The sequence below is a fragment of the Microcystis flos-aquae FACHB-1344 genome (genome assembly GCF_014698375.1).
GTDB classification, from domain to species: domain Bacteria; phylum Cyanobacteriota; class Cyanobacteriia; order Cyanobacteriales; family Microcystaceae; genus Microcystis; species Microcystis aeruginosa.
Window position 1 is genome coordinate 1 of record NZ_JACJSW010000148.1, and the last position, 22,723, is coordinate 22,723.

22 protein-coding genes are annotated in these 22,723 nt (G+C 42.0%); 12 read left to right on the top strand and 10 right to left on the bottom strand.

The features are described 5' to 3' along the window. Positions 1-225: 225 nt before the first annotated feature. The 5 genes from H6G48_RS13300 to H6G48_RS13320 form a co-directional block, all read right to left on the bottom strand. Positions 226-459: a hypothetical protein gene (locus H6G48_RS13300; RefSeq protein WP_002796733.1), complete on the bottom strand. Its 234-nt coding sequence runs from the start codon at positions 457-459 to the stop codon at positions 226-228. Between the two features lie 51 nt (positions 460-510). Beyond that, positions 511-969: a hypothetical protein gene (locus H6G48_RS13305; RefSeq protein WP_190722153.1), complete on the bottom strand. Its 459-nt coding sequence runs from the start codon at positions 967-969 to the stop codon at positions 511-513. Between the two features lie 27 nt (positions 970-996). After that, complete coding sequence (gene fbp / locus H6G48_RS13310) at positions 997-2,043, bottom strand: class 1 fructose-bisphosphatase (protein WP_190722154.1); 1,047 nt, start codon at positions 2,041-2,043, stop codon at positions 997-999. Positions 2,044-2,220: 177 nt separating this feature from the next. Next, the gene (locus H6G48_RS13315) at positions 2,221-3,003 is read right to left on the bottom strand and encodes a DUF3153 domain-containing protein (RefSeq protein WP_190722155.1); all 783 of its coding nucleotides are present in this window, start codon (positions 3,001-3,003) and stop codon (positions 2,221-2,223) included. Positions 3,004-3,005: 2 nt separating this feature from the next. After that, positions 3,006-5,258, bottom strand: a complete 2,253-nt coding sequence (locus tag H6G48_RS13320) for a ribonuclease R family protein (protein WP_190722156.1) — start codon at positions 5,256-5,258, stop codon at positions 3,006-3,008. Between the two features lie 93 nt (positions 5,259-5,351). Between H6G48_RS13320 and H6G48_RS26865 the strand changes: the two genes are divergently transcribed. Both H6G48_RS26865 and H6G48_RS13325 read left to right on the top strand, forming a co-directional pair. Further along, positions 5,352-5,483, top strand: coding sequence for a hypothetical protein (locus H6G48_RS26865; RefSeq protein ID WP_277925611.1), 132 nt, complete (start codon positions 5,352-5,354; stop codon positions 5,481-5,483). Between the two features lie 200 nt (positions 5,484-5,683). Next, entirely contained in the window at positions 5,684-6,505 is an 822-nt protein-coding gene (locus tag H6G48_RS13325) for a hypothetical protein (RefSeq protein ID WP_190722157.1), read from the top strand. A gap of 422 nt (positions 6,506-6,927) precedes the next feature. On the opposite strand, the gene H6G48_RS13330 is transcribed toward H6G48_RS13325, so the two are convergent. After that, a complete protein-coding gene (locus H6G48_RS13330; RefSeq protein ID WP_199328809.1) occupies positions 6,928-8,124 on the bottom strand; it encodes a DUF4377 domain-containing protein in 1,197 nt (398 codons plus the stop codon). Between the two features lie 263 nt (positions 8,125-8,387). On the opposite strand from H6G48_RS13330, the gene H6G48_RS13335 reads away from it, so the two are divergent. The 3 genes from H6G48_RS13335 (at position 8,388) to H6G48_RS13345 (ending at position 9,893) form a co-directional block, all read left to right on the top strand. Further along, positions 8,388-8,732 carry a YbaB/EbfC family nucleoid-associated protein gene (locus H6G48_RS13335; protein WP_002761406.1) on the top strand — a complete coding sequence of 115 codons (345 nt, stop codon included), beginning with the start codon at positions 8,388-8,390 and terminating at the stop codon, positions 8,730-8,732. A 59-nt stretch (positions 8,733-8,791) separates the two neighbouring features. Further along, complete coding sequence (locus tag H6G48_RS13340; protein ID WP_199328810.1) at positions 8,792-9,514, top strand: pyridoxine 5'-phosphate synthase; 723 nt, start codon at positions 8,792-8,794, stop codon at positions 9,512-9,514. Positions 9,515-9,581: 67 nt separating this feature from the next. Further along, on the top strand, positions 9,582-9,893 hold the full coding sequence (locus tag H6G48_RS13345) for an MgPME-cyclase complex family protein (RefSeq protein WP_045358973.1): 312 nt from the start codon (positions 9,582-9,584) through the stop codon (positions 9,891-9,893). A gap of 219 nt (positions 9,894-10,112) precedes the next feature. Here the strand turns inward: H6G48_RS13345 and H6G48_RS13350 are convergent, their stop codons facing one another. Next, on the bottom strand, positions 10,113-11,753 hold the full coding sequence (locus tag H6G48_RS13350) for a DUF655 domain-containing protein (protein WP_190722158.1): 1,641 nt from the start codon (positions 11,751-11,753) through the stop codon (positions 10,113-10,115). 221 nt (positions 11,754-11,974) lie between these two features. Here H6G48_RS13350 and H6G48_RS13355 point away from each other — a divergent pair, with 221 nt between their 5' ends. The 3 genes from H6G48_RS13355 (at position 11,975) to H6G48_RS13365 (ending at position 15,822) form a co-directional block, all read left to right on the top strand. Beyond that, positions 11,975-14,401 carry a dynamin-like GTPase family protein gene (locus tag H6G48_RS13355; RefSeq protein ID WP_190722170.1) on the top strand — a complete coding sequence of 809 codons (2,427 nt, stop codon included), beginning with the start codon at positions 11,975-11,977 and terminating at the stop codon, positions 14,399-14,401. A gap of 205 nt (positions 14,402-14,606) precedes the next feature. After that, on the top strand, positions 14,607-15,467 hold the full coding sequence (locus H6G48_RS13360; RefSeq protein ID WP_002761399.1) for a formylglycine-generating enzyme family protein: 861 nt from the start codon (positions 14,607-14,609) through the stop codon (positions 15,465-15,467). 46 nt (positions 15,468-15,513) lie between these two features. Then, positions 15,514-15,822 (top strand): nucleotidyltransferase family protein, encoded by a 309-nt coding sequence (locus tag H6G48_RS13365; RefSeq protein WP_002733690.1) that lies wholly within the window; start codon positions 15,514-15,516, stop codon positions 15,820-15,822. Here H6G48_RS13365 and H6G48_RS13370 read toward each other — a convergent pair. Beyond that, complete coding sequence (locus H6G48_RS13370) at positions 15,807-16,004, bottom strand: hypothetical protein (RefSeq protein ID WP_147068682.1); 198 nt, start codon at positions 16,002-16,004, stop codon at positions 15,807-15,809. The genes H6G48_RS13365 and H6G48_RS13370 overlap by 16 nt on opposite strands. On the opposite strand from H6G48_RS13370, the gene H6G48_RS13375 reads away from it, so the two are divergent. Both H6G48_RS13375 and H6G48_RS13380 read left to right on the top strand, forming a co-directional pair. Beyond that, entirely contained in the window at positions 15,984-16,559 is a 576-nt protein-coding gene (locus H6G48_RS13375) for a Uma2 family endonuclease (RefSeq protein WP_190722159.1), read from the top strand. The genes H6G48_RS13370 and H6G48_RS13375 overlap by 21 nt on opposite strands. A gap of 49 nt (positions 16,560-16,608) precedes the next feature. Further along, positions 16,609-17,505, top strand: a complete 897-nt coding sequence (locus H6G48_RS13380; protein ID WP_190722160.1) for an AEC family transporter — start codon at positions 16,609-16,611, stop codon at positions 17,503-17,505. Positions 17,506-18,231: 726 nt separating this feature from the next. On the opposite strand, the gene H6G48_RS13385 is transcribed toward H6G48_RS13380, so the two are convergent. After that, complete coding sequence (locus tag H6G48_RS13385; protein ID WP_190722161.1) at positions 18,232-19,506, bottom strand: O-antigen ligase family protein; 1,275 nt, start codon at positions 19,504-19,506, stop codon at positions 18,232-18,234. Between the two features lie 91 nt (positions 19,507-19,597). On the opposite strand from H6G48_RS13385, the gene H6G48_RS13390 reads away from it, so the two are divergent. Beyond that, positions 19,598-20,785: an RNA-guided endonuclease InsQ/TnpB family protein gene (locus tag H6G48_RS13390; RefSeq protein ID WP_190722162.1), complete on the top strand. Its 1,188-nt coding sequence runs from the start codon at positions 19,598-19,600 to the stop codon at positions 20,783-20,785. A 44-nt stretch (positions 20,786-20,829) separates the two neighbouring features. Here H6G48_RS13390 and H6G48_RS13395 read toward each other — a convergent pair whose 3' ends face one another. Continuing rightward, a complete protein-coding gene (locus H6G48_RS13395; RefSeq protein WP_190722163.1) occupies positions 20,830-21,657 on the bottom strand; it encodes a YaaW family protein in 828 nt (275 codons plus the stop codon). A 97-nt stretch (positions 21,658-21,754) separates the two neighbouring features. Here H6G48_RS13395 and H6G48_RS13400 point away from each other — a divergent pair, with 97 nt between their 5' ends. Beyond that, positions 21,755-22,699, top strand: a complete 945-nt coding sequence (locus H6G48_RS13400; RefSeq protein ID WP_190722164.1) for an NAD(P)/FAD-dependent oxidoreductase — start codon at positions 21,755-21,757, stop codon at positions 22,697-22,699. Positions 22,700-22,723: the final 24 nt, after the last annotated feature.

Consider the following 22,723-nt stretch of genomic DNA (forward strand, 5'->3'; position numbering starts at 1 on the left):
TGTCAACATATCAGCTATGTACACTGGTTTAGGAAAATTGTCTATTCAATCTGAAAAATGGCGTTCTGGGGTTGTCATGTTCTTAAATGTAAAGTTTTGTTACGAGATTCAACATTTCTGGATAAAACCCTGTAAATAATTATCATAATAGGCCATTTTTTTAAGCTATCAGCAGACAAAAATTCACAATACTTAGCTTGAAGTTCTCTTGTTATTGGTTGATATTCAAGAGAATAAATATTCTCCGCTTGAGGTGGAGTTTGAGCTGCTCTGATTTTTTCTATAACTATCGTCTAATTCTAGAAAAATTCCCTCGGCATTGAGGACTAGATCTTCATCAGATAAGGGCGGAAAATCCAGGTGAATTGTCCGCTTCAGAATCTCTAATAGCAAATCTAACCGCTCTGAGTCTGTCAAGCGGTCAAAGGTATCTAAAAGTTCCTGAACTATAGCAGTCATAGCAGTTACCCTATATCTGCTCAATACTATAACACAAGCTTAACAAGGCTCTTAGTTATTGCTTGACAGCCCCAATAAATTCTGAATGTAAGTTTGGAATCCCCCCAAACCGCCATCGTCATCCCAACGCTGTCTGAAAGTTGGTAACTTCTCCAATTCCATCACCTTCCCACCCTGATACCTGACTCGATAATCAAACATCGCATCTGCTTTTGCTGATACAGGTGGATTATCAAAATCAATAGCCCAAAGCACCTCAACAATTCGATAGATGTCGTAATTATCCTTGCCAATTTCACGTTTGGCTTTGCAGTCGAGAACTTTTACTAAATGGGTAACATACCCTCGCTGTCTGAGCAGTATCAAACTATCTTTTTCGGGTTTATTGGCATTGACTTCATCGTCTTTCCATGCCAGTTTGAAGGGATCAGAAACCTTATATTCCCGATATGCCCATGTACCATCGTGTCGCCTTACATTTTTAGTCCACTTCAGAGCTTGTAAATCCATGTCAATATCTCTAAATAAAACTATAAGTTAAACTCGATCGCGATGACGACGATCAGCGATAAAAGACTCCACCAATTTAACATCTTCGACACTACCGATCACTAAAGGTGTGCGTGTGTGTAATTTATCGGGAACGATATCTAAAAGATTTGTCACCCCATCACTAGCTTTACCTCCTGCCTGTTCAATTAAAAAAGCAAGGGGTGCAGTTTCATAAATTAAGCGCAATTTTCCCTGGGGATTTTTAACAGTACCCGGATAGAGAAAAACTCCACCCTGCATTAAAATTCGATGGATATCTCCCACTAATGCCCCACTGTAACGGGCCGTGTAACCATCATGACGGTGGACATAACGAGTATAGTCGCGAATTGCCTCATCCCACTGCCAAAAATTGCCCTCATTGGTACTATAAATCGGACCGTGATCGGGGATAATAATATTCTCTTGGGCAAGGATAAATTCCCCTAAACTGGGGTCAAGGACAAAGGCATGAACACCGCGACCGATCGAGTAAACTAAGATAGTCGAGGGTCCGTAGAGAATATAACCGGCGGCGATTTGTTGACGACCATTTTGCAGTAAATCCCGCGCCTCTCCGTCTAAATCATTGTCTTCCTGTTGACGGATGGCAAAAATCGAACCCACATTTAGGTTAATATCCACATTGGAAGAACCATCGATCGGGTCGTAGAGTAGGGTATAGCGACCGATGGGACAGTTTTCTGGGATATAATAGGGTTTATCCATTTCCTCGGAAGCAAGACGGCAAACTAAACCACTTTGCTTAAAAACCGAGATAAATACTTCATTGGCAAAAACGTCCATTTTCTTGACTGATTCCCCTTGGACGTTGGTTTCTCCAGTAAAACCTAGCACATCCGCCATTAATCCCGCTTTACTGAGACGACGGGCAATTAATTTCCCCGCTAGGGCAATCCGACTCATAATTGCGCTTAAATCCTGCGCGTCGGAGGAAAAGCTTTGTAGTTGTTGCAGGACGTGACGGGAGAGGGTGGTACAATCTCGATCGAGGCTATGTTCGGGGATAGAAAAGGGAATATTGCTAACCATAACTGTAATTGCCAGTAATAAAGTAAAAAAGGGAAACCCGTCTAGTCTCAATTGTGACTATGATTTGATCCTAGCCAAGATTTTCCCTATTGCGGTCCAATTTTTAGATCAGTTTTAGAGTTGGCTAATTTTCCCCTCATTGATCATTAAATCCCGGTCAATAGTTGCCCTCTCAATTTAAGTCGATGGGGATACACCGGGCAAGCGTTTATATTTCAAGTAATAGGCAAAACCTGTTATTAAAACAATAACTATTGTGCCGATACCTAAATAGTTAGGAACCCAAAAAGCTGCCGCAATGGTGTTAATTTCTCCCGGTTTTAAATGCCAAATTAACTGATTGTCAACTTGTTCTACTGGGGGATTTAATCCTGAGTCATCTTCAATATTTTGACCGGCTAAGGGAGTCTTTAAAGCGAAGTCGATATCAACTAAGGAACCGGGGCTAATGATAATATTTCCCTGTTCGGAAAGTACACCCAAAGCCCGCAAATCAACGGTTAATTTTAAGTTTTTCTGGGTCAAAAAGAACCAATCTTGTTCTGTAACTGCCAGTTTTGAATCCAGTTGCAGTAACTTTATATCATCAGTATTAGCGGAATTTTTGATTTTAAAGGAAGAACTAGGATCAAAAAATTGATTGAATTTTTCCTCTAATTCCTGACTATTACTAAAGGGAATAGTGACAATTATTTCTCGTTCGGAAATATGATCGGTTTTCCCCTTAAGTAATTTTGCCCTCTGTTCGATACTATTTAACCATTTAGTGGCTTCGGTTTGACTGAGACTGGTTAAACGTTGTCCGAGGGTGATATGTTGAATAATTTCCCCGTGGTGTTGGTGGGGAAAATTAATGCCCACATCGTAACGGACACAGCCAGTTAAAAAGAGAAAAATACCGCATAAAAAGGGCAGAATAAAGCGGGTTTTCCCGATTTTTTCGGTGGTTAATTGATTCATAATTAATCTTCTTCTAAGTCGTCATAACTTGCTGAACTGCCACCGCTAACCGTAACTAGATCGATTTGCTGACGATAATAGTCTACATCTTTTATCTCCACTTCTACCTCATCACCGAGACGATAGGCAACGCGATTTTTCCGTCCTACCAAACAGCTATGACGGGCGCGATATTCATACCAATCATCCTTGAGAGAAGAAACATGGACCAACCCTTCCACTAATAAATCGGAAATTTCCACGAAGAAACCATAGGATTGTACACCAGTAATTAAGCCGCGAAAAACTTGACCCATTTTTTCTTTCATTTTCTCGGCTTTTTTCAATCCTTCTAGGTCTTTTTCCGCATCTTCGGCAATTTTTGAGCGATCATTGAGATGGGAAACAATTAGATGGCTTTCTTCTTCTAACTCCTCCTGAATTTGACTTGGGAGAATATTCCAATGAATCTGTCCATGACAGCTATTACTGCCCAAATTAACCCCGACTTTGACGATTTTGCTGCGGCGATCTTTCCCCTCGGTTAATAGGAGTTTTAACACCCGTTGTACCCAAAGATCGGCATATCTTTGTAGGGGTGAGAGACAGTGGGTATAATTGCTAGGATAGGCCAAACCAAAATGGGGCAGAGGATGACTACTATATCTAACTAATTTGAGAGTTTCTTGCAGCAGATAATTGAGGACTTTCACCGATGAGGAAGCGGAAAAAGTGCGGGTGAGATTTTGATAGTCATTGGGTTTAATCTCCTCCTCGGCAGTTAAATTTAATTCTGCCCCTAAATTATTGGCCAATTTGAGTAAATCCTCCAATTCATCCCAATCCGGTTCCGATTGTCCACAGTAGATACAGGGCAATTTTAAGGCCTGTAAATGTTCAGCGACAACTTTGCCGGCTAAAATTGCCACTTCTGTCAGTAAAGAACGGGCCGGTAAATTATTAGAAGCGAGAACAGTCCCCCCCCGTCCTTCGTCTTTGTAGGGAGAGATTTTGTCTAATTGAATATCAAAACTACCCCGCTGCAGACGTTGGGATTTTAGGGTGGGGCAAACGCTAAAAAATAAATCTTTCAGGGTTTCAACGGTATCGGTGGGGGCAGCTGCGCTATCTTCTTCACTGAGCAGATCGCGCACCTGTTGATAGGTAAAATGTTGATCCACTTGGATGAGGCTGCGGGTGATTTCGTACTCCACTAGCTCCCCCTTGTCATCGAGGGTGACGAGGATAGAAATAGCGGGGCGCTGTTCTTGCGGTGACAGGGAACAACGACTGGTAAGGGCAGCTGGAACTAATGGCAGCACTTTTTCGCCTAAATAGACGGCAGTTCCCCGTTTTTTGGCAACTTTATCCAATAATCCGCCCCGTTCAATGTAACGGGCCACATCGCTGATATGAATGGCGACTCGCCAGCGATTTTGGTTGATTTTCTCTAAAGAAAAGGCATTTTCAATGATCGGGGGATAATCCAGGGGGTTGTCATCTTCGATGGTAAAAGTGAAAAATTGGGTTAAATCTCGCAGTTGTTCTTTTTCGCCACTATCGAAGAAATCCGCTAAATTATCGGCAATTTCGAGGGCTTCTGGCGGAAAATTATGGGGTAGATCGTGTTTACAGGAGACGATATCGGTGTCGGCAGCGGCCTCGGCCGTGGAACCGAGAACACGAGTAACTTTACCGATGGGAGGCATTTCCCCTAGGGGATAACGGAGGACGGAAACATGAACGAGGTGATCGATGTTTTCTTGGAGATTTTGACCGTTTTCGAGGAGATTAAGGGTAAATTTCAGGCGATCATCCAGGGGAACCGCCACAAACCGCTCATTTTCCTGTTTTACTTGCGCTAGAAGCGAAGGATTAGCCCGTTCGAGAATTAATCTCACCTCTCCCTCCGGGGAACGACGACGGGTCCCCTCGCGGATGATTTTGACTAAAACTCGATCGCCATTCCAAGCGTTACTTAAATGATTTTTCGAGACGTAGATGTCATCAGCATCTTCGATATCTTGGATAGCAAAGCAAAATTCTTTACTGGAACAGCGCAGCTTTGCTTCTACGACATTTTCCTCGATCACACGACGATAGCGCCCGCGTTCTTTGACAACCATTCCCAGACGTTCCAAAGCATCGAGAATCACTTGCAATTTTTCGCAGCTTTCGGGATCGTCTTCGCAGCCCAGTTTTTTTTCGAGAAGTTTACCCGTAGCTAATTTATCATCACTAAGATGAGAGAGGAGTGTGGCGATCGAGAAGTCCATCTAACAATAATCCTTACTTACAAGACACTGACGGAATGGTGGACAATTAAGTTTAAATACTTATATAATGAGAGGATTGATTTAAACAAACCATTGACTCGAGAGATTATCTCTGTCGGGGTAATTGCGGTCGCTGGTGGTGACAGTGAAGGTAAACTGACCAAGCATCGAACACCCGAACCTACCCTGAGAATTATCGAAGCCTTCGTTAGTATAAGCCAATAGCGAACACCGGCAACTTTTTGGCGATCGCTAGTCTTTCTGGCAGAAGCTTCAGCCTAGTAGAATCTTGTTACTATGGGCAAGGCTAATCCTAGGACTGAAAATTTTATCTAATCTTTGATCTTAGCAAGAACTTGCTACATTTTTCCACAATTACGATAGAGTGTTCTAATATAAGTACAAAAGAACTCGAAAAAGTCACCATGTTGCAAAAGTTACGCCAACGTTACCCCCAAGTTGCCCTGATTAGTGAGTTAGTTCAAATCGATCACGGCAAGTATATTGTGAAAGCGAGCGTCGAAATTGAGGGAAAAACGGTCGTTACAGGTTTAGCTGCAGCAGATACGGTGGAAATAGCCGAAGATAGAGCCAGAGAACGAGCTTTACTGCTTTTAGAGGCTGAAAACACCCCCGATCTCCAGCCTGTGGAAAAAATCAGCCCCAATAATATTTCTCTACCAGAAGATTTACCTAAACCCGTCCCTAGTGCCAAAAAATCGACCAAAACGGCTAAAGTCACTGAAACACCTCGTCCTGAAGCTAAAATTGAACTGGAATTACCCCAAGTTAAGGATATTCCCCCGGCTAAAATTGAACCGGAATTACCCCAAGTTAAGGATATTCCCCCGGCTAAAATTGAACCGGAATTACCTCAAGTTAAGGATATTCCCCCAGCTAAAATTGAACCGGAATTACCCCAAGTTCAGGATATTCCTTTACCGGAACCAGAGCCTTTATTATTAGAAACGGAAACCGATAATTACTCCTTATTATCAGAATTGCCAGAAGAAGCGAGTTTAACTGAAGAAGAACCCCCAGAACCGGAACCAGTTGTTGTTATTCCCGAAGAAATCGATTATTCAGTGCTTAAAACTAAAATTGATGTGGAGATGAAACGATTAGCTTGGACTACAGAAAAAGGTCGGGAATACCTGATTTCTACCTATGGCAAAAAGTCCCGTTTACTGCTAACTAACGAGGAGTTATTAGAGTTCTATAACTACTTATCTAGTATCAGTGCCTAATCACTAAACCTGCTGCATAAATTAAAAATCTTCCGTTAAGTGAGGAGTCTCCGAGTCAGTATTCTCCGAGTCAGGAGAAGCAGAAAGAAATAGATTATTTTCTGGCAGTAGAAAAGCGATCTTTTTCTGGAAAAATCCTTAAATTAAGGACTTTAAGAGCAAGTCTGCGATTAAAAACTCAATTTTGCGGGAGATATAATAAAAAAGGAAGCTATTAAGTAGGGAGGCACAATTATTTGTAGGATGGGTTAGCGGTAGCGTAACATAATCGGGCGTTGAGTTTCATGCTTCAACCCAACCTACGTTCATCTTATATTTAATTCCACCCACCCACTTAGCTGCCAGTCTTTTTCTCCCTATCTCCCTATCTCCCTATCTCCCTATCTCCCTATCTCACTGATAACTGATAACTGATAACTGAATTAGTTTCTCACCGCTTCTGTTTCCGCTTCTTTGGGAACAACCACTGGCACTCCGCTGACTGTTTCGATTTGATAAACAACGCGACTTAATTGGGAAGGACAACAGAGAGGATCCGTGTCTTTATAGCGATTAAAAACCACAATAATTCGATCGCTATTTTGTAAAACAATTCTCTGAGATGCTCCATCAGTGCGGGAATCCATCGGTCGCGGGGAAAGAGTGCCAGCGAATTTACCATCGACAAAAACAAAGTCTTGATAACCCATCGGTCGGCACATTCCATCCACTCCACTCATGGCCGAAATAATGCTAGTTTTACCATAGGTTTGCACGGCCCCGTACAGTAACCATCCCGCTTTATTAAGCGCTTGTTCATTGGCAGTAATTGCCGGACGAACCTGTTCACGACACTGGTTATCAATCACGGTTTTAACGGGAGATTTGGGGATAGGTGCCTTGGCTTTATTCCAATTAGTTAACGGTCGATCAAACCAAGCTCGCGGAGTCTCTTTTTCTGGGGTTTGGCTAATAACTTCTAATAGCTTCCATGTTTCCGAATTTTGATTATTAGCTGGATTGGAGACGGTTTCAACGCTAACTTTAATTTGATATAAAAATCCCGGTTTATAATCAAATCCCTCGATACTATTAGGGAACAATCTCCAGTTTTCCTCTGGTTTTTCTCGAATCTGTAAACAGTCTTTGGTTGGGCCTTGGCTACAGGGTTGTTTCCGAGAATTGATATAAATTGTCTTTTCCGTGCGCGTGGTGGTCGGTGCGGGGGTAAAAGTGAGTATTCCTAAACCTTCGGGAGTACGATAAAATAACTGTAAATCGCCTTTAGCTGTTACTTGGAATTGTTCCACTCCTTGCAAGGCGGCCAGATATTGATTTTCTTGTTTCATCTGCGGTTCTGGACAAGCTTTTTTCGTAGTAGCGATCGCTTGGTTAACCTTGAGCGTGTCATCATTGACTTGATAGCCGGTATTATACTGGTTGCATCCGGCCGAACCACTGAGGATATTTTTCTGGAAAGCGGCAGTAATTTCCGTTTCTTTGACCAAACTTCCGGCTGTCCACCCCCTTAGTTTCCATCGAGTCCCCTCCAAAGGGGAAGTATTAGCGATCGCCGCTTTCCCCGCTAAAGCACAACTTAGGGCAATTGTCAAGAAAATTCCCGTTTTTTTGGCGTTCAAAATTGCTATTCTCCTCGTCAAAGCAACAATTGTATTATGGCGTGGGGTAATCGACTGAGTGGTTAGGATAATTTTTCGGATTTCTCTTTCTGACCATCCCGTGACGGATGAAGAGAGAACAAGTTCCCTCAAACCTTAACCCAGTCAGAAAGTCATCGTTGTCAATAATCACTTTTTGCCCTCAAATGGCCAAAAGTTGACCCCAGTTCACCTTAAGCAGTACAATAAAAACCTTGAGTGACCCCTTAAACAAAAAAAACATCATGGCACAAGGACAAGGATTCGGATTCGGTCTCGGTAAGATTAAAGAATTACAAGACGCTTTCCAAAAAGCGCAACAGGTGCAACAAGGGGCCAAAGTTCTGCAAGAAGAACTGGAAAATATGGAAATTCCCGGCCAGAGTGAAAATGGCTTGGTGACAGTCTATCTCAGTGGCAACCAAGAACCCCGGGGGATTGAAATCGATCCGGCTCTCCTCTCCCAAGATCTGGAGATTGTGGCTGGGTCTATTCTAGAAGCCATGAAAGTCGCCTATAGTGCCTCCACGGAAACCATGCGCAGCAAAATGGAAGAACTGACCAGTGGTTTAAATATCCCCAGTATGTAATCGCTTTTGACGGCAATGGTAAGATGGAAAGTTGGACTAACAAACAAGGAGGTTCAACTTTGCTGACTTTGGGTGTCAATATCGACCATGTGGCCACAATTCGCCAAGCGCGCCGCACCGTGGAACCGGATCCCGTGGCGGCGGCAGTTTTGGCCGAAATCGGTGGTGCTGATGGCATTACCGTTCACTTGCGCGAGGATCGTCGTCATATCCAAGATCGCGATGTGCGGATTCTCCGGCAAACGGTGCGGACTCATCTGAATCTGGAAATGGCCCCGACGGAGGAAATGATCGCCATTGCTCTCGATATTAAACCCGATTATGTCACCCTTGTCCCCGAAAAGCGCCAGGAAGTGACCACGGAAGGGGGGATCGATATGCTGGGCAATTTTGACCGTTTTTGTCGGGTTGTCGAGCGCCTGCAAGCGGCTAATATCCCCGTTAGTTGGTTTATTGATGCCGATTTTGCCCAAATTCAAGCGGCCGCTAACACGGGGGCGAAATTTATTGAACTCCATACCGGTCAATACGCCGAAGCACAACAGGAGAGCGATCGTCAAGCATCGTTAACAATTCTTAAAGAAGGTTGTGAATACGCTTCCTCTCTCGGTTTGCGGGTGAATGCTGGTCACGGTTTGACCTATTGGAATGTTTATGCCGTCGCCTGTTTGCCCAATATGGAAGAATTGAACATTGGTCACACAATTATCAGTCGTGCGGTTTTGGTCGGGTTGGAACGGGCTGTTAGGGAAATGAAATTGGCTATGCGTGGACAATTGTAAAAGCCATCAGCTATCAGCTAATCTCCCGACTAACGAACAATTACACTGAAAAATTAAAGGAAAGATGATGACAACTTATTATTATTTGGTAGCCAGTCAAAAGTTTTTAGAAGAAGAAGCGATCGAAAAGGAAGTTTTGAAGGAAAGAATCAGGAATTATCAAGAAAAAGGTCAAGAAATTGATTTTTGGTTAATTGCCAATCCAGCTTTTTTAGATGCTCCCGCTTTTGCCGATATCAAAAAGAAAACTCCCCAACCGGCAGCGGCGATTGTTTCTCTCAATCAACAGTTTATTACTTGGCTAAAATTGCGTCTAGAATACGTTATTACCGGACAGTTTGAGGCTCCTTCCGATAGTATTCCCGAACCGTTAAAATAACCCTTTTTTGTCTGTGGTAAATAAGTGGTTATAATTAAATAGAAGATAGATTTTGGGTTCGATCCCCCCTGCCCCCCTTGATAAGGGGGGTGCCGATAGGCGGGGGGATCCCCCTTAATAAGGGGGGCTGACGATTTTAACACCTACCTACTTAGCTTGCCGTAACAAGGGAAAATTGCTAGTTTTTGTCTATGGCAAAAAATACAGACGAGGCAATCATTACCAGCTGACTTTGCCTTGCAGCTTGCTAATTTTTCCCTTACCGATTCCCGATACTCGCTCCAAATCTGCTAGGGAAGTAAAGGGTTTTTCTTGCCGGGCAGCGATAATTTTTTCGGCTAATTTGCCACTGATACCGGGTAAAGTATCTAGTTCTTCTTTTGTGGCGGTGTTTAAATTAATTAAGCGATCGCTTTTAATTGTTACAGATTGGGGGCAGTTTTTTCTATCCTGTTCGATCCGATTTTTAATAGTTTCCGGCAGTCCTAATTTAGCGGTACGGTAAAGATCTTGAAATTCTCGCTCGAAATGAGCGGCAACAGTGGGATTATCGATAATAACTAAAGCTTCATCGTTTTGGTGGTTAGCAGCTGCTGACCAATTATGAGAACCAGTAATCACAATTTTATCATCGATTAAACCGAATTTATGGTGTAATTTATCTCCCCGGGCTAGAGCGGGAACTCCTAGGGTATTAATTGGGTTTTGCCAAGGCTGATTATCTGGTTCATAACGACATTTATTACTGAGAGCAACTCCTAATAAATCTAATCCTTCGCTATAGTATCGGAAGGCAAAACTAGGATCAATTAAAGCTTTAATTTCTATCCCTTTTTGATGTCGTTGGGCGAGAAGATTAGCTAGAGGCTGTTCCGTCAGGACAAACAGGGCTAAATTCACGGATTTTTCAGCTTTATTTAAAGTTTCACCAATGAGACCATTGCTAGTAATTGCCCAGGGATAAGTGGTAGAATCGGGGGAAAATTTTACCGTCAGACTACTATTACCGATAGTAATTTTTTGCGGTTTTCTTTGGGGTTTATCTAACCCAAATCTAGGACGATCTTCCCTTCCCCACATCAGATTAAATTCTTGTTGAAAAACTCTAGCTAGTGGGGGATTAGTAATGACTAATAAGTGATTGGCATTCCCGACAGTTTTGGGATTAGAAAAGTCTCCATGAATATCACTTAAGGTATAGTTAGCTGAACTGATTAAAGTAGTGTAATTATCAATAACCATGAATTTATGGTGCATTAAACTGCTACCTTTTGAGCGATCTGCCCTATCATCAATTAGGGGAATACCAGCTTTTTTGAGGATAGTAATTGCATCTCTTTGGGCGATTTCCTCCGCACTTAATTTACCATCTCGATTTAGATCAACTAAGTCAAAAAGGTTTTGATAACGTTCCTGTTCTCGATCGCTTGATTGTTCTTGATTTTTAGCTAAACTATTAATCGGTTTATTGTAAATATTTTCGAGAATAACCCTAACTTTAATTCCCTGCTGATGACGAGCAACTAAAGCTTGAGCGATGGCGGGTAAACGTAACTCTTGCACCGCTAGATCGATCGAACTTTTGGCCGAGTTGATATGATCAATAATAACCTGTTCTAAATTATCCCCCGGGCGATTAATTTGGCGATAGGGATCGGTATAATTTGAACCCTGGGCTTGATTATAATTAAAATAGACTTGAATATATTGATCTTGGGGCAAGGGTTGGGGACGATTTTGGATAACATTCAGAGAATGACAGCCACCCAAAAGAAAAACTGTTCCTAACAAAAATCCCAACTGTCCCATAGGCCGAATTTTTTTTAATCTCAATTTATCTATTGCCATTTTTGTCCACATAATTATCATTACCCTAGGATTCAGGAGGGAATTTTTACCTAAGGAGGTTCTCGGAAATCTGTATGTACTAAATTGATTATAATCAATCCTGATTCTAGATTGAAGACGATGGCTTTGTCTTTGATTGCTTAAATCGCTGACCAAAGATGTGGCATCTAGTTAGGGAATTTTGTTATAATCTGGGGAACAATAGCACTGTTCTTCTAGATTTGGGTTTTACCATGACTGAACTTTTACCCCAATGCAGTAATCTGGCTGGTAATGTTAACAGTATAATTGAACTATTAAAAGGCGAATCCTCTCTCCGCAATCAACAGGATACCAGCAAGATAGAAATTGCCCTACAAAAAGTTATTTCTCCCAAATTTGAAATCGTTTTTGCCGGTGCTTTTAGTGCCGGGAAATCAATGTTAATCAATGCACTTTTAGAGCGAGAATTGCTGTATAGTGCCGAAGGACACGCAACGGGTACAGAATGTTATATTGAGTACGCAGAAGCTGATGAGGAAAGAGTGGTTTTAACCTTTCTCAGCGAAGTAGAAATTCGTACTTTAGTCGATACCGTCTGTCAAAATCTGCAATTAACTAATCCCAGTAACATTAATTCCCCCGAATACTGTAGTCAGTTAAACCAATACTGTCAAAAAATTATCGAACAGGAAGGGGGAGAAGGCAAATCCGAGCGAGCTAAACAAGCTCAGGGTTTAAAATTATTAATTGAAGGATTTACTCAAAATCGTGAGCGGATCCATACGCTGCATAATGCCACCTATTCCATGGAACAATTTCACTTTTCTAATTTAGCAGAAGCGGCAAGTTTTGCCCGTCGTGGTAGCAATAGCGCCGTCTTAAAACGTCTAGAATATTACTGTCATCATCCTCTCCTTAAAGATGGTAACGTTTTGGTAGATTTGCCCGGTATTGATGCCCCAGTCAAAAAAGATGCCGCATTAGCCTATCGTAAAATAGAGCATCCTGATACTTCGGCAGTGGTTTGTGTTTTAAAGGCTGCTTCTGCGGGAGAATTAGCCACAGAAGAAACGGAATTACTCGAAAAAATTAGCTCTAATGCTGGTATTCGTGATCGAGTTTTTTATGTTTTTAACCGCATTGATGAAACCTGGTACTCAGCCCAACTAAAACAGCGTTTAGAGAACCTAATTCAAACGCAATTTCGTGATACTTCCCGCATTTACAAAACCAGCGGACTTTTAGGGTTTTATGGGTATCAGGTGAAAAATCAAACCAATATTAATCAGCGTTATGGGTTAGATTCTATCTTTGCCGAAAGTGTTAAAAATTTAGGAGGACAAGAAGAAACACCGCAATTTGTCAGCGAGTTTAATAACTATTGTGCCAACTCCGGTAAATTACTGGCAACTCCCTTTAAAGTTTCCATCCACGGTTATGAAACTCCTAATAAAAATTACTTCCGAGTTTTAAGCGAGTGGGGAACTCCTTTACTAGAGCAGTTAATTGCTGATAGCGGTATCGAAGAATTTCGCAGGGCAATTACTCGTTATCTTACCGAAGAAAAACGTCCGCAATTGTTTGCAACTTTAGCCGATGATTTACAATCTCTCTGCATTACTCTCAAAAATTATTATCAAGGGATTTATAGTGATTTAGAAAGTCAACCACGAGAAATTGAGGCGATGAAAGCTCTGGAGTTAAATCACCTCAATCAAGAGTTAAAGGAAGTGGGAGAGAAATTAACTAAACATATCGAGGGTTATGTCAATGCTATCGTGGTTAATAGCGATGAAAACTTCGAGGAAGACTTTAAGAAACTGAAAGCGAGAATGGTATCAAGATTGGATGAGTTATTAAATACTTTTTCTGTTAAAAATGCTTACTCGCAAGCGACTTTAACTCATCCTCGCAATGCTACAGCACCTTTATTAGCAGTATTAGTGGAAGCTTTTTATTATCTGTCTAACCAGCTAGAAGATGTGTTAATTGAGGAGTCAACCAGTTTAATTAGTCGCTTTTGTCAGCGTCTTTTAGATGCGGTAAGACAAGGTGATTATTATCGGCAAATCTATCGTTTATTAGGCAATGATGGCCACCTAGAAAGTCAGCTAAAACAGCTAGAATTGCAGTTAATTCATGCCTTGATTTCCGAAGCAAAAACTGAGTGTGATCGCTATGTAAGAGAAAATCATAATTTTTACAACGAAGGCACTTTTTCGATCTTTCAATTTCGGGAAACTGTGCAACAAACTGCCCAAGGTTATGACTGTGAAAGTATTCTTGCTGCCGAACCTGCTATCCGTCAATTACTTAAGTTAGATTTTGAGCCAAAAGTATCAGCAACAATTCATAAAAACTTCCGCCAAACTGTTAATAATACTCTGAAAAATCAATTGATACCAATGGCAAAAAAACAAGCGGATACTATTCTACAACAGTTCAATCAAGCTCGTTCTTATCTAGAACAAACTTTAGAACAGGAAGCAGCGGAAAAAATTGCGAATAATGCCCGCAAACAGGAAGAAATTCACCAAAAAATTGAGGATTATAACCAAGCGATAAACTCTCTTAATACTTGTTTAACTGCTATGGGTTTACAGAAAAATCATTTACCTGTAATTGGTGAACAAGAATTAGAGATTGTCCCAGAAGTTGTTAATTACTCCAGCGATTAATATGGGGAGTGGGAAGGTGAGAAGTGAGGGGAAACAATCCATCTGTTAAAAACCGATTTGCTGTCAAAGCAAAAAATTAATTAAAATTAAAACTCATCGGGGGATAAGCGATCGAAGTCTTGTTATTCTTAAACTGGTAGGTTTTGGGATTTTTTTAGGCCCGCAGCTTAACCCGATCAACCGATAACCGATAGAGGGGTGCAGAATGGGAGAATGGTTAGATTTTACCGATGAAGTGGTCACTGTTAATGGCAAAGGTGAGGAAATTAAACGGGAAAAAGTCACTAATCGAGGTTATAAATATTTTTTAAGCAAAAAAACCTTTTTAGAAATGATTTCTATCCCTAGCGGTCAATACCTCATCGGTGCGCCCAAAAGCGAGTTAGGCTGGAAATTGAGTCAAAGTCCCCAATCTCCGGTTAATATTCAGGCCTTTTGTCTGAGTCGCTACCCAATTACCCAACGACAATGGCGCGAGGTGGCAAAATTAGAACCAGTAAATATTGAACTTAATCCCTATCCGGCCCATTTTGAAGGTTACGATCGCCCAGTAGAACAAATTAACTGGTGGGAAGCGGTGGAATTTTGCGATCGCCTATCCCGTCTCACCGGACTCAATTATCGTTTACCCGCAGAAAAAGAATGGGAATACGCTTGTCGGGGGGGTACATCAACCCCCTTCCACTTTGGCCTGACAATTTCCACTGATTTAGCCAACTATTCCGGGGTGGACTGGGATTATGGCGGCAAAGTGTGCAGTTATGGTCGTTATGGGGAAGGTTCCCTAGGATGCGATCGCAGGGAAACCACACCGGTAGGAATGTTTGCCGTCGCTAACCCTTTCGGACTCTACGACCTGCACGGAAATGTCAGGGAATGGTGTGCAGATTACTGGCGCGATAACTACGAAGCAGCCACAATAGAAGATAGGGACAGACGAGTTTTACGGGGGGGTTCCTGGAATGATGGCCCTAACAAATGTCGCTCGGCCTACCGGGTCAAATTTCTGGCTACTGCCGGACTCTATGATATCGGTTTTCGTGTGGTTAGCGATAATTCTCCTTAAATCTGAAAACCGATCACTGATTACCGGTGACAGGGAGGTGAAAAAATTGAAAATAGAACTACCCCAGCAAATAATCAGCGAATTTTGTCAGAAATGGCAGATATCTGAAATGTGTTTATTCGGATCGGTTTTGCGGGAAGATTTTCGTCCAGATAGCGATATTGATATACTGGTCAGTTTTCAAGATAGTGTTTCTTGGGGACTTCTGGAGTTTTCGAGGATGAAACGGGAATTAGAGAATTTATTGGGACGGAAAGTTGATTTGCTAACGAAAAAATCGATCGAGCAGAGTCATAATTGGATTCGTCAACGAGAGATTTTAGGGACAGCGCAAGTGATTTATGTGGCGGGATAAGGCTTTTTTACTAGATATTGTCCGAGCAGGTCAATTAGCTCAATAATTTGCCGATCAACCGGCAAAATTTGCAGGTGTTTGTCAGAAAAATTTTGAAAATGTACCGCTCCTCGATCGAGAGTTAGAATTGATTTTAGAGACAATAAAGGTGATTTAACCAAATGATTGCTAACTTTGACCATAACTATCTTTCCCCGGAAGATTATTTAGCAACGGAGAGAATAGCCAAGGATAAACACGAATATATTCGCGGTCAAACCTACGCCATGGCTGGTGCAAGTAAAGCCCATGGTATGATTATTATCAACTTAGCCACACTTTTAAAAAACCGGCTGCGGGGTAGTGGTTGTCTTGTCTATGCCACAGATATGAAAGTTCGTCTAGAAATAGCTAATAGTTATTTTTATCCCGATCTTGTGGTCACTTGCGACTCGCGAGATAATCGGTCTTTCTCGGAAGATTTTATCCGTTATCCGCGCTTGATTGTAGAAGTATTATCCCCCACTACGGCTGCCTTTGACCGGGGTGATAAATTTGCCGACTATCGTTCCCTTGAAACTTTAGAAGAATACGTTCTTATCAGTCAAGAACGCATCAGTGTGGATTGTTTTCGTCGCAATGATGAAGGATTCTGGGTTCTTTATCCCTACAGCAAAGGAGCAGATATTTATCTAGCTAGTATCGATTTTCACTGCGCGATCGCATCTTTATACGAAGATATAACAGAAATCTGTTAAAAAATCAGATCAGTTTTTTTCTGTTTACTATTTACTTTTTACCTGATTAATGCTTGTCATCCTCTCCGCTATTGTTCCAGTGGGTTTTATCATCCTCATCGGTGTGATAGCAGGAAAAATTCTCACTGTGGAAGTGCATTCCCTTTCCCAAATCACGGTGTATATTCTTGCCCCCGCTTTGGTGATTGATGGACTCTATCGCACCACTTTATCCGGCAGCAATATCGGTTTAATTCTCCTAGGCTTTGCTCTTATCTCACTGGTAATGGCGATTGTCGTCGAAATTATGGCCTATTGTCTCAGTCTCGATGCTGATACCCGCAAAAGCCTCATGGCTGCCGCCGTGATGCCTAATAACGGTAATATGGGTTTACCTGTGGCTAGTTTTGCCCTGGGTGCGGCCGGACTGGAAAGAGCGATAATCTATATGATTGGCTCTAGTATTCTTTTATTTGGTATTAGTCCCGCTTATTTGCGAGGAAAAAGCTTTCTTTCAGGATTTCGCCTAGTTTTTCGCTTGCCCTTAATCTGGTCAATTTTTATCGGCATTAGCTTTCAAACTTTCTCTTTTCATCTTCCCCTGCAATTAGATAAAAGTATTAGCTATCTGGGACAAGCGGCAATTCCTTTGGCTTTAATTATCCTAGGTATTCAATTATCTCAGCAAAAATTAGCGATCGGTAAATTAGAATTATTAGGGGCCTGTTTGCGTCTTTTAGTCGCTCCTCTTTTGGCATTTGCGATCGGCAGTAGTTTAGGATTAACTGGTATGGATCTAAAAATTCTTATCCTACAGAGTGCCATGCCCACCGCCGTTAATACCGTCATTTTAGTCACAGAATTCGGTGGTTCAGCCGCTTTAATGGCCCGCACAGTTGTGGTCACTACCCTTGCTAGTTTTCTGACTATTCCTTTCTTTCTTTGGTTATTAAAAGTCTATTTATAGCAGTTATCTTAAGGGTGAGGTGCGAAGTTTTCGTTTTGTTAACTGTTGACTGAAAAAAGCTCCAGCACTCCCTTTTCCCTTCTCCACAACTCCCACTCTGCAATAACTACTGGCAGCCAGAAATACGTTGGGTTCATATCATACTTTGTGCTTTTTGTCAAAAAAACTTTTTTTTTGCAATAAAACTACACAAAAAAAAGATCATCGTTGTGGGTGAAATTGACTGATTTACCCGTCCTAATTAGGATCACCTTGTAGGTGTGGCAAGGGTTTCAACCATTGCTGTCCAAAAAAGCACAGAATAACCCATTATGAAATTCAGTAAAATCGCTGTAACCATCATAACATCGTTGTTAAATAAAAATCTTTCTCAATTAATTCTTAAGAATTTGTAAATATTGCGAAATGTTAATTTAAATATTCTCAAGTTTGTGGAGTCAATAAATAATTTTTGCTTATCTTTGTCGGAAAATAGAACTCCTGCAAAAATCCAACATCTACCATGGGGTTAGAATTCAGCATTCATACTAAATCCGTTGAGTAACGCACAGAAAACGGGTTTCTCGGAGAAACCCGTTTTCTGCTCATGCACTCATGCAAAAAGGGGAATAAATAATCAGTCTTTAATAACCAGATTTAGTATCAGGAGTCAGGAGTCAGTATTCAGGAGATTATTTTTATTTATTCTCCCCACTTCCCCACTTCCCCACTTCCCCACTTCCCAATTCATAATTCATAATTTAACCTTTGACTCACCCCGGCAATAGCAGCCAAGAGAAACCAAACAATAGTATTAATCTTGACATCGGAGAGGGTGACATCGACGAGATTAAACAAAACGCAAGCACCAAAGGCCACCAGATAGGTAAAGATAATTAACTCACCCCCGGCTTTTTGTTGCCGTAGAAAGATAAATAAACGCCACCCTTGAGCATAAATCCAACCCACCCAAACAGACAACAAAATTAAGCCAATAATTCCCGTTTCTGCCATTAACATCAAATATAAATTATGGGGATGACCTAACCATAATCCCTGACTTTTTTCGTAGAGAGGTGTAAAACTGCGTAATCCCCAACCGAATAGGGGTCTTTCTTGGGTCATTTCTAGAGTAAAACGCCATTGAGTTGATCTGAGAGTCGCTAGAGGGCGATTGGGGAACATTTCATCGGATAATCGCGCCCAAATCGCCCTAGGAACCAAAAAACGCACACTATCCCTGAAAGGATTTGGTCCCCAAGAAGCGAGGGAAATCACCCCCCCCAAGAGGATAAAACCGGCGACTAAGGCATTCCAACCCAGATAAAGGGCGAAAATTAGGCCTCCTAAAAAGGCTAAGGCCCAAGCATTGCGAGAATTGCTTAAAAATAGCCCTACACCGTCGATCAATATGGTTAAAGTTAAAAACCCGACTTTGAGATTTAAAAGGTTATTTCTTTGTCTGTGCCACTGCCGCAAAGTTAGAATTAATAAACCGATCGCTAAAATCAGAGTTATTAATAAATAAGCCCCCAAAAGATTAGCATACATAAAAACCGAAGACATCCGCCCCAAAGGTTCGCCCCCCACCCCGTAGGGCCAGGTAAAAATCCCTTTTAATGCTTCCGGTTTTTGCCAACCGAGAAAAATTTGTCCCCATCCCATCACCACTACCCAAACCGACGGAATAACCATCACCCAAGCTAGTTGACGCAATTGAGAGGGTTTTTTAATTAATTGCCGAATATTGCTAAAAAAGAAGAAAAAAGGCAGAAAATTTCCTAAACCAATCCAAGCATCCCCCGGAGTTGGGGAAAGACTGGCACTAATCATTAACCAAAGTGTGACGATACCGAGACCTTGATTAAGACGTGACTGGATAATTGCCCGAAAATTGCCGGTAAAAACCCTAATTAACACGATAATAATGCCGATACCCGCCAACTCCGGCAGCATCATGGCGATAAAAACTGAAAAAAGTATTAAATTCCACTCCCACCCTTGACAAAAAATCTTTTTCATCGAAAATTTTGGGTCTGAAACCCCGTCGTTCTACGACGGCTTTACTGTTAAATATTAGCACATTTACGAAATATGTGTTAGAATGTGAGACATGGAAAAAGCCTACTCGTTTCGATTTTACCCAACACCCGAACAAGAGTCGCTATTGCGGCGCACATTGGGCTGTGTAAGATTAGTTTACAATAAAGCTCTCCACGAACGAACACAAGCATGGTACGAAAAGCAAGAAAGAGTAGGCTACGCTCAAACTTCTTCAATGCTAACCGAGTGGAAAAAGCAAGAAGAATTAGACTTTTTAAACGAAGTTAGCTGTGTACCTTTACAACAAGGGTTAAGACACCTACAAACAGCTTTTACTAACTTCTTTGCTGGTCGTACTAAGTATCCTAACTTTAAGAAAAAACATCAGGGAGGAAGTGCCGAATTTACCAAATCAGCCTTTAAATTTAAAGACAGACAAATCTATTTAGCTAAATGCACAGAACCTTTACCTATTCGATGGTCAAGACAAATCCCAGAAAGCTGTGACCCAAGCACAGTAACAGTCAGATTACATCCTTCTGGACGTTGGCATATCTCAATTAGATTTGATGACCCAACAATTAAGCCATTACCCCCAACCGATAAAGCCATTGGAATTGACTTAGGAATTAGTAGCCTTGTGATTACCAGCGATGGAGACAAGGTATCTAATCCTAAGCATTTTAACAAACATTATCAGAGGTTGCGAAAGGCACAAAAAAGCCTTTCTAGAAAACAGAAAGGCTCAAAAAATCGAGAAAAGGCAAAAATCAAAGTAGCCAGAATTCACGCTCGAATCACCGATAACAGAAAAGACCATTTACATAAGCTAACCACTCAATTAGTTCGTGAAAACCAAACGATTGTGGTTGAGAATTTAGCCGTCAAGAATATGGTCAAAAACCCGAAATTATCTCAGGCAATATCTGACGTTAGTTGGGGAGAAATTACCCGACAATTAGCCTATAAATGCCGTTGGTACGGCAGAAATTACATCGAAATAGATAGATGGTTTCCTAGCTCTAAAAGGTGTAGTAATTGCGGGCATATTGTCGAAAAGATGCCGTTAAATGTTCGAGAATGGGATTGTCCAGACTGTGGGACTCACCATGACCGAGATATTAACGCCAGTAAAAATATTTTGGCCGCAGGGCTTGCGGTGTCAGTCTGTAGAGCGACCATAAGACCAGAACAGAGTAAATCTGTTAAGGCAGGTGCGGAACCCCGCAAGGGAAAGAAGCAGAAACCTAAATCGTGAGGTTTGGGAATCGCCGTCCGTTTTACGGCGGCGAGGATGTCAAGCTATGCAGGTTGCCAACAATCGTCACGGGTCAGACGAATTTGGGCAAGGGCAAAAATAGTCGGGATAATCCGGCCGTAATCGGTGGCGATCGCCTTCCAACCGAGATCAGCAATAAACCAACCCCATAAAGCCGGTCCTACCAAACTTAACACGGTTCTGACGGCTCCGTACCGGGCCGCCGCCCTAGTCATGCCCTGTTTAGCCGTTTGTAGGGCTAATTGATTAGCAATTGCCCCACCCTGGACTAGGGCAGTTTTTGCCCCTTGATAGCGGGCAAAATGAAGAGCGAACTGCCCGGCGATATGTTTGAGCAGAATCGGTTTCAGGATAGAATTAACGGCGATGACGCTACTGCCTTTGAGGACTATATCGAGGGGATTGTGTTGTAGGTGAACCGGTAAGGGTTGGGGAGTGCGGCAATCCGCGAGTGCTTTTTGAATTTGAATCGAGAGGGATTTTTGTTCCGATGGGGGGAGACGTTTCCAAGCTTTGTTAACGAGGTGAAGATAGATTTCCGCTTCAATTTCCGTTGTCGGCATTTTTTGGGAGTAGGGAACCTTGAGGAAATGACAGACACGAACTAGAATTTGACGATAACTAACTTTTTCCGTTTGACCTTTTAATACTGTCACACCATCGGCGGCTAGATAACGAAAACGATCCTCAACGCTATCTAACCAACTTTCCCAATCCTGACTTTGAACTGCGATTGCGTCGGGCGCTCGTAGATAATCGAGAGGGTTAAAACGACGGCAAAAGAGGATGTTAGTGATTTGCTGTAGTTCCTCCTCGGTGGCTAACTCCAAAGCTGTGCGTAGTTCGTCCAATGTGGTTTTTCCTCCTCAGCCCCAATAATCAAATCAGTTTCGCTAGTGCTGATTACTACTAATATTAACTCAAGGGTTCACAGGATTAGGAAGGCTAGTGACAAATTTTTCGATTAAGGTTGGGATCATTGGTGCGGGTTTAGCCGGGTTAACCTGCGCTCGTCAGTTGTGCGATCGAGGTTATACTGTTAAGCTATTTGATAAGTCTAGAGGCATTGGTGGTCGTTTAGCCACGCGACGGGTTAATCGAGCTAATCAAGAGATTGCTGTGGATCATGGCTTGCCTTTTTTGACTGTTCAGGGGGAAAAAACGGCGGCTTTAATTGATAATCTTCTGAGAGAGAATATAGTTACTTCTTGGTTTGATTCTAGCTATGTTGCTCCTTCTGGCATCAATAGCGTGGCGAAATTTTTAGCTCAAGGGTTAGAAATTGAACGAGATTTTCTGGTTACTCGTCTGGAAAATCGTCAAGGAAAATGGGTTTTAAACAATAACGGTCAAATTCGGGGGGAGTTTTCGGCGATTGTCCTGGCTATTCCCGCCCCGCAAGCGGCGTTATTATTAGAAAACTCTCATATAACTACTATGCCAGAATTGCGATCAATCGTTTACGATCCCTGTTTAACGGTAATGGCGGGTTATGGCGATTCTTTACCCGCAGTTGCTCCCGCCACCGATATCGCTTGGTTAGGACTTGATAGCAGTAAACGGCAATCATCCCCTGATTATGTCTTTGTTGTGCATAGTAGTGCCGATTTTGCGGTTAAATATCTCGATAGCGAGGATTTAGAAGCAGTTAAGCTAGATTTGCTCGCTCGTGCTTCTTTGCCTCTCCCCGATTGGTCTCAGCTGCACCGTTGGCGTTATGCTTTAGTCCGTCAGGGTTTAGCTGTACCCTGTTTAAGTGTTAATAGTCCTTTACCTCTAGTTGCCTGTGGTGATTGGTGTCAAGGGGGAGATTTATCGAGAAATTCTTCCCTAGAAACGGCCTTAACTTCTGGGATAGCGGCAGCTAATCAAGTTCAGCAGCTACTCTCTTAAGAATCTAGAGACAAGTTCAAATTC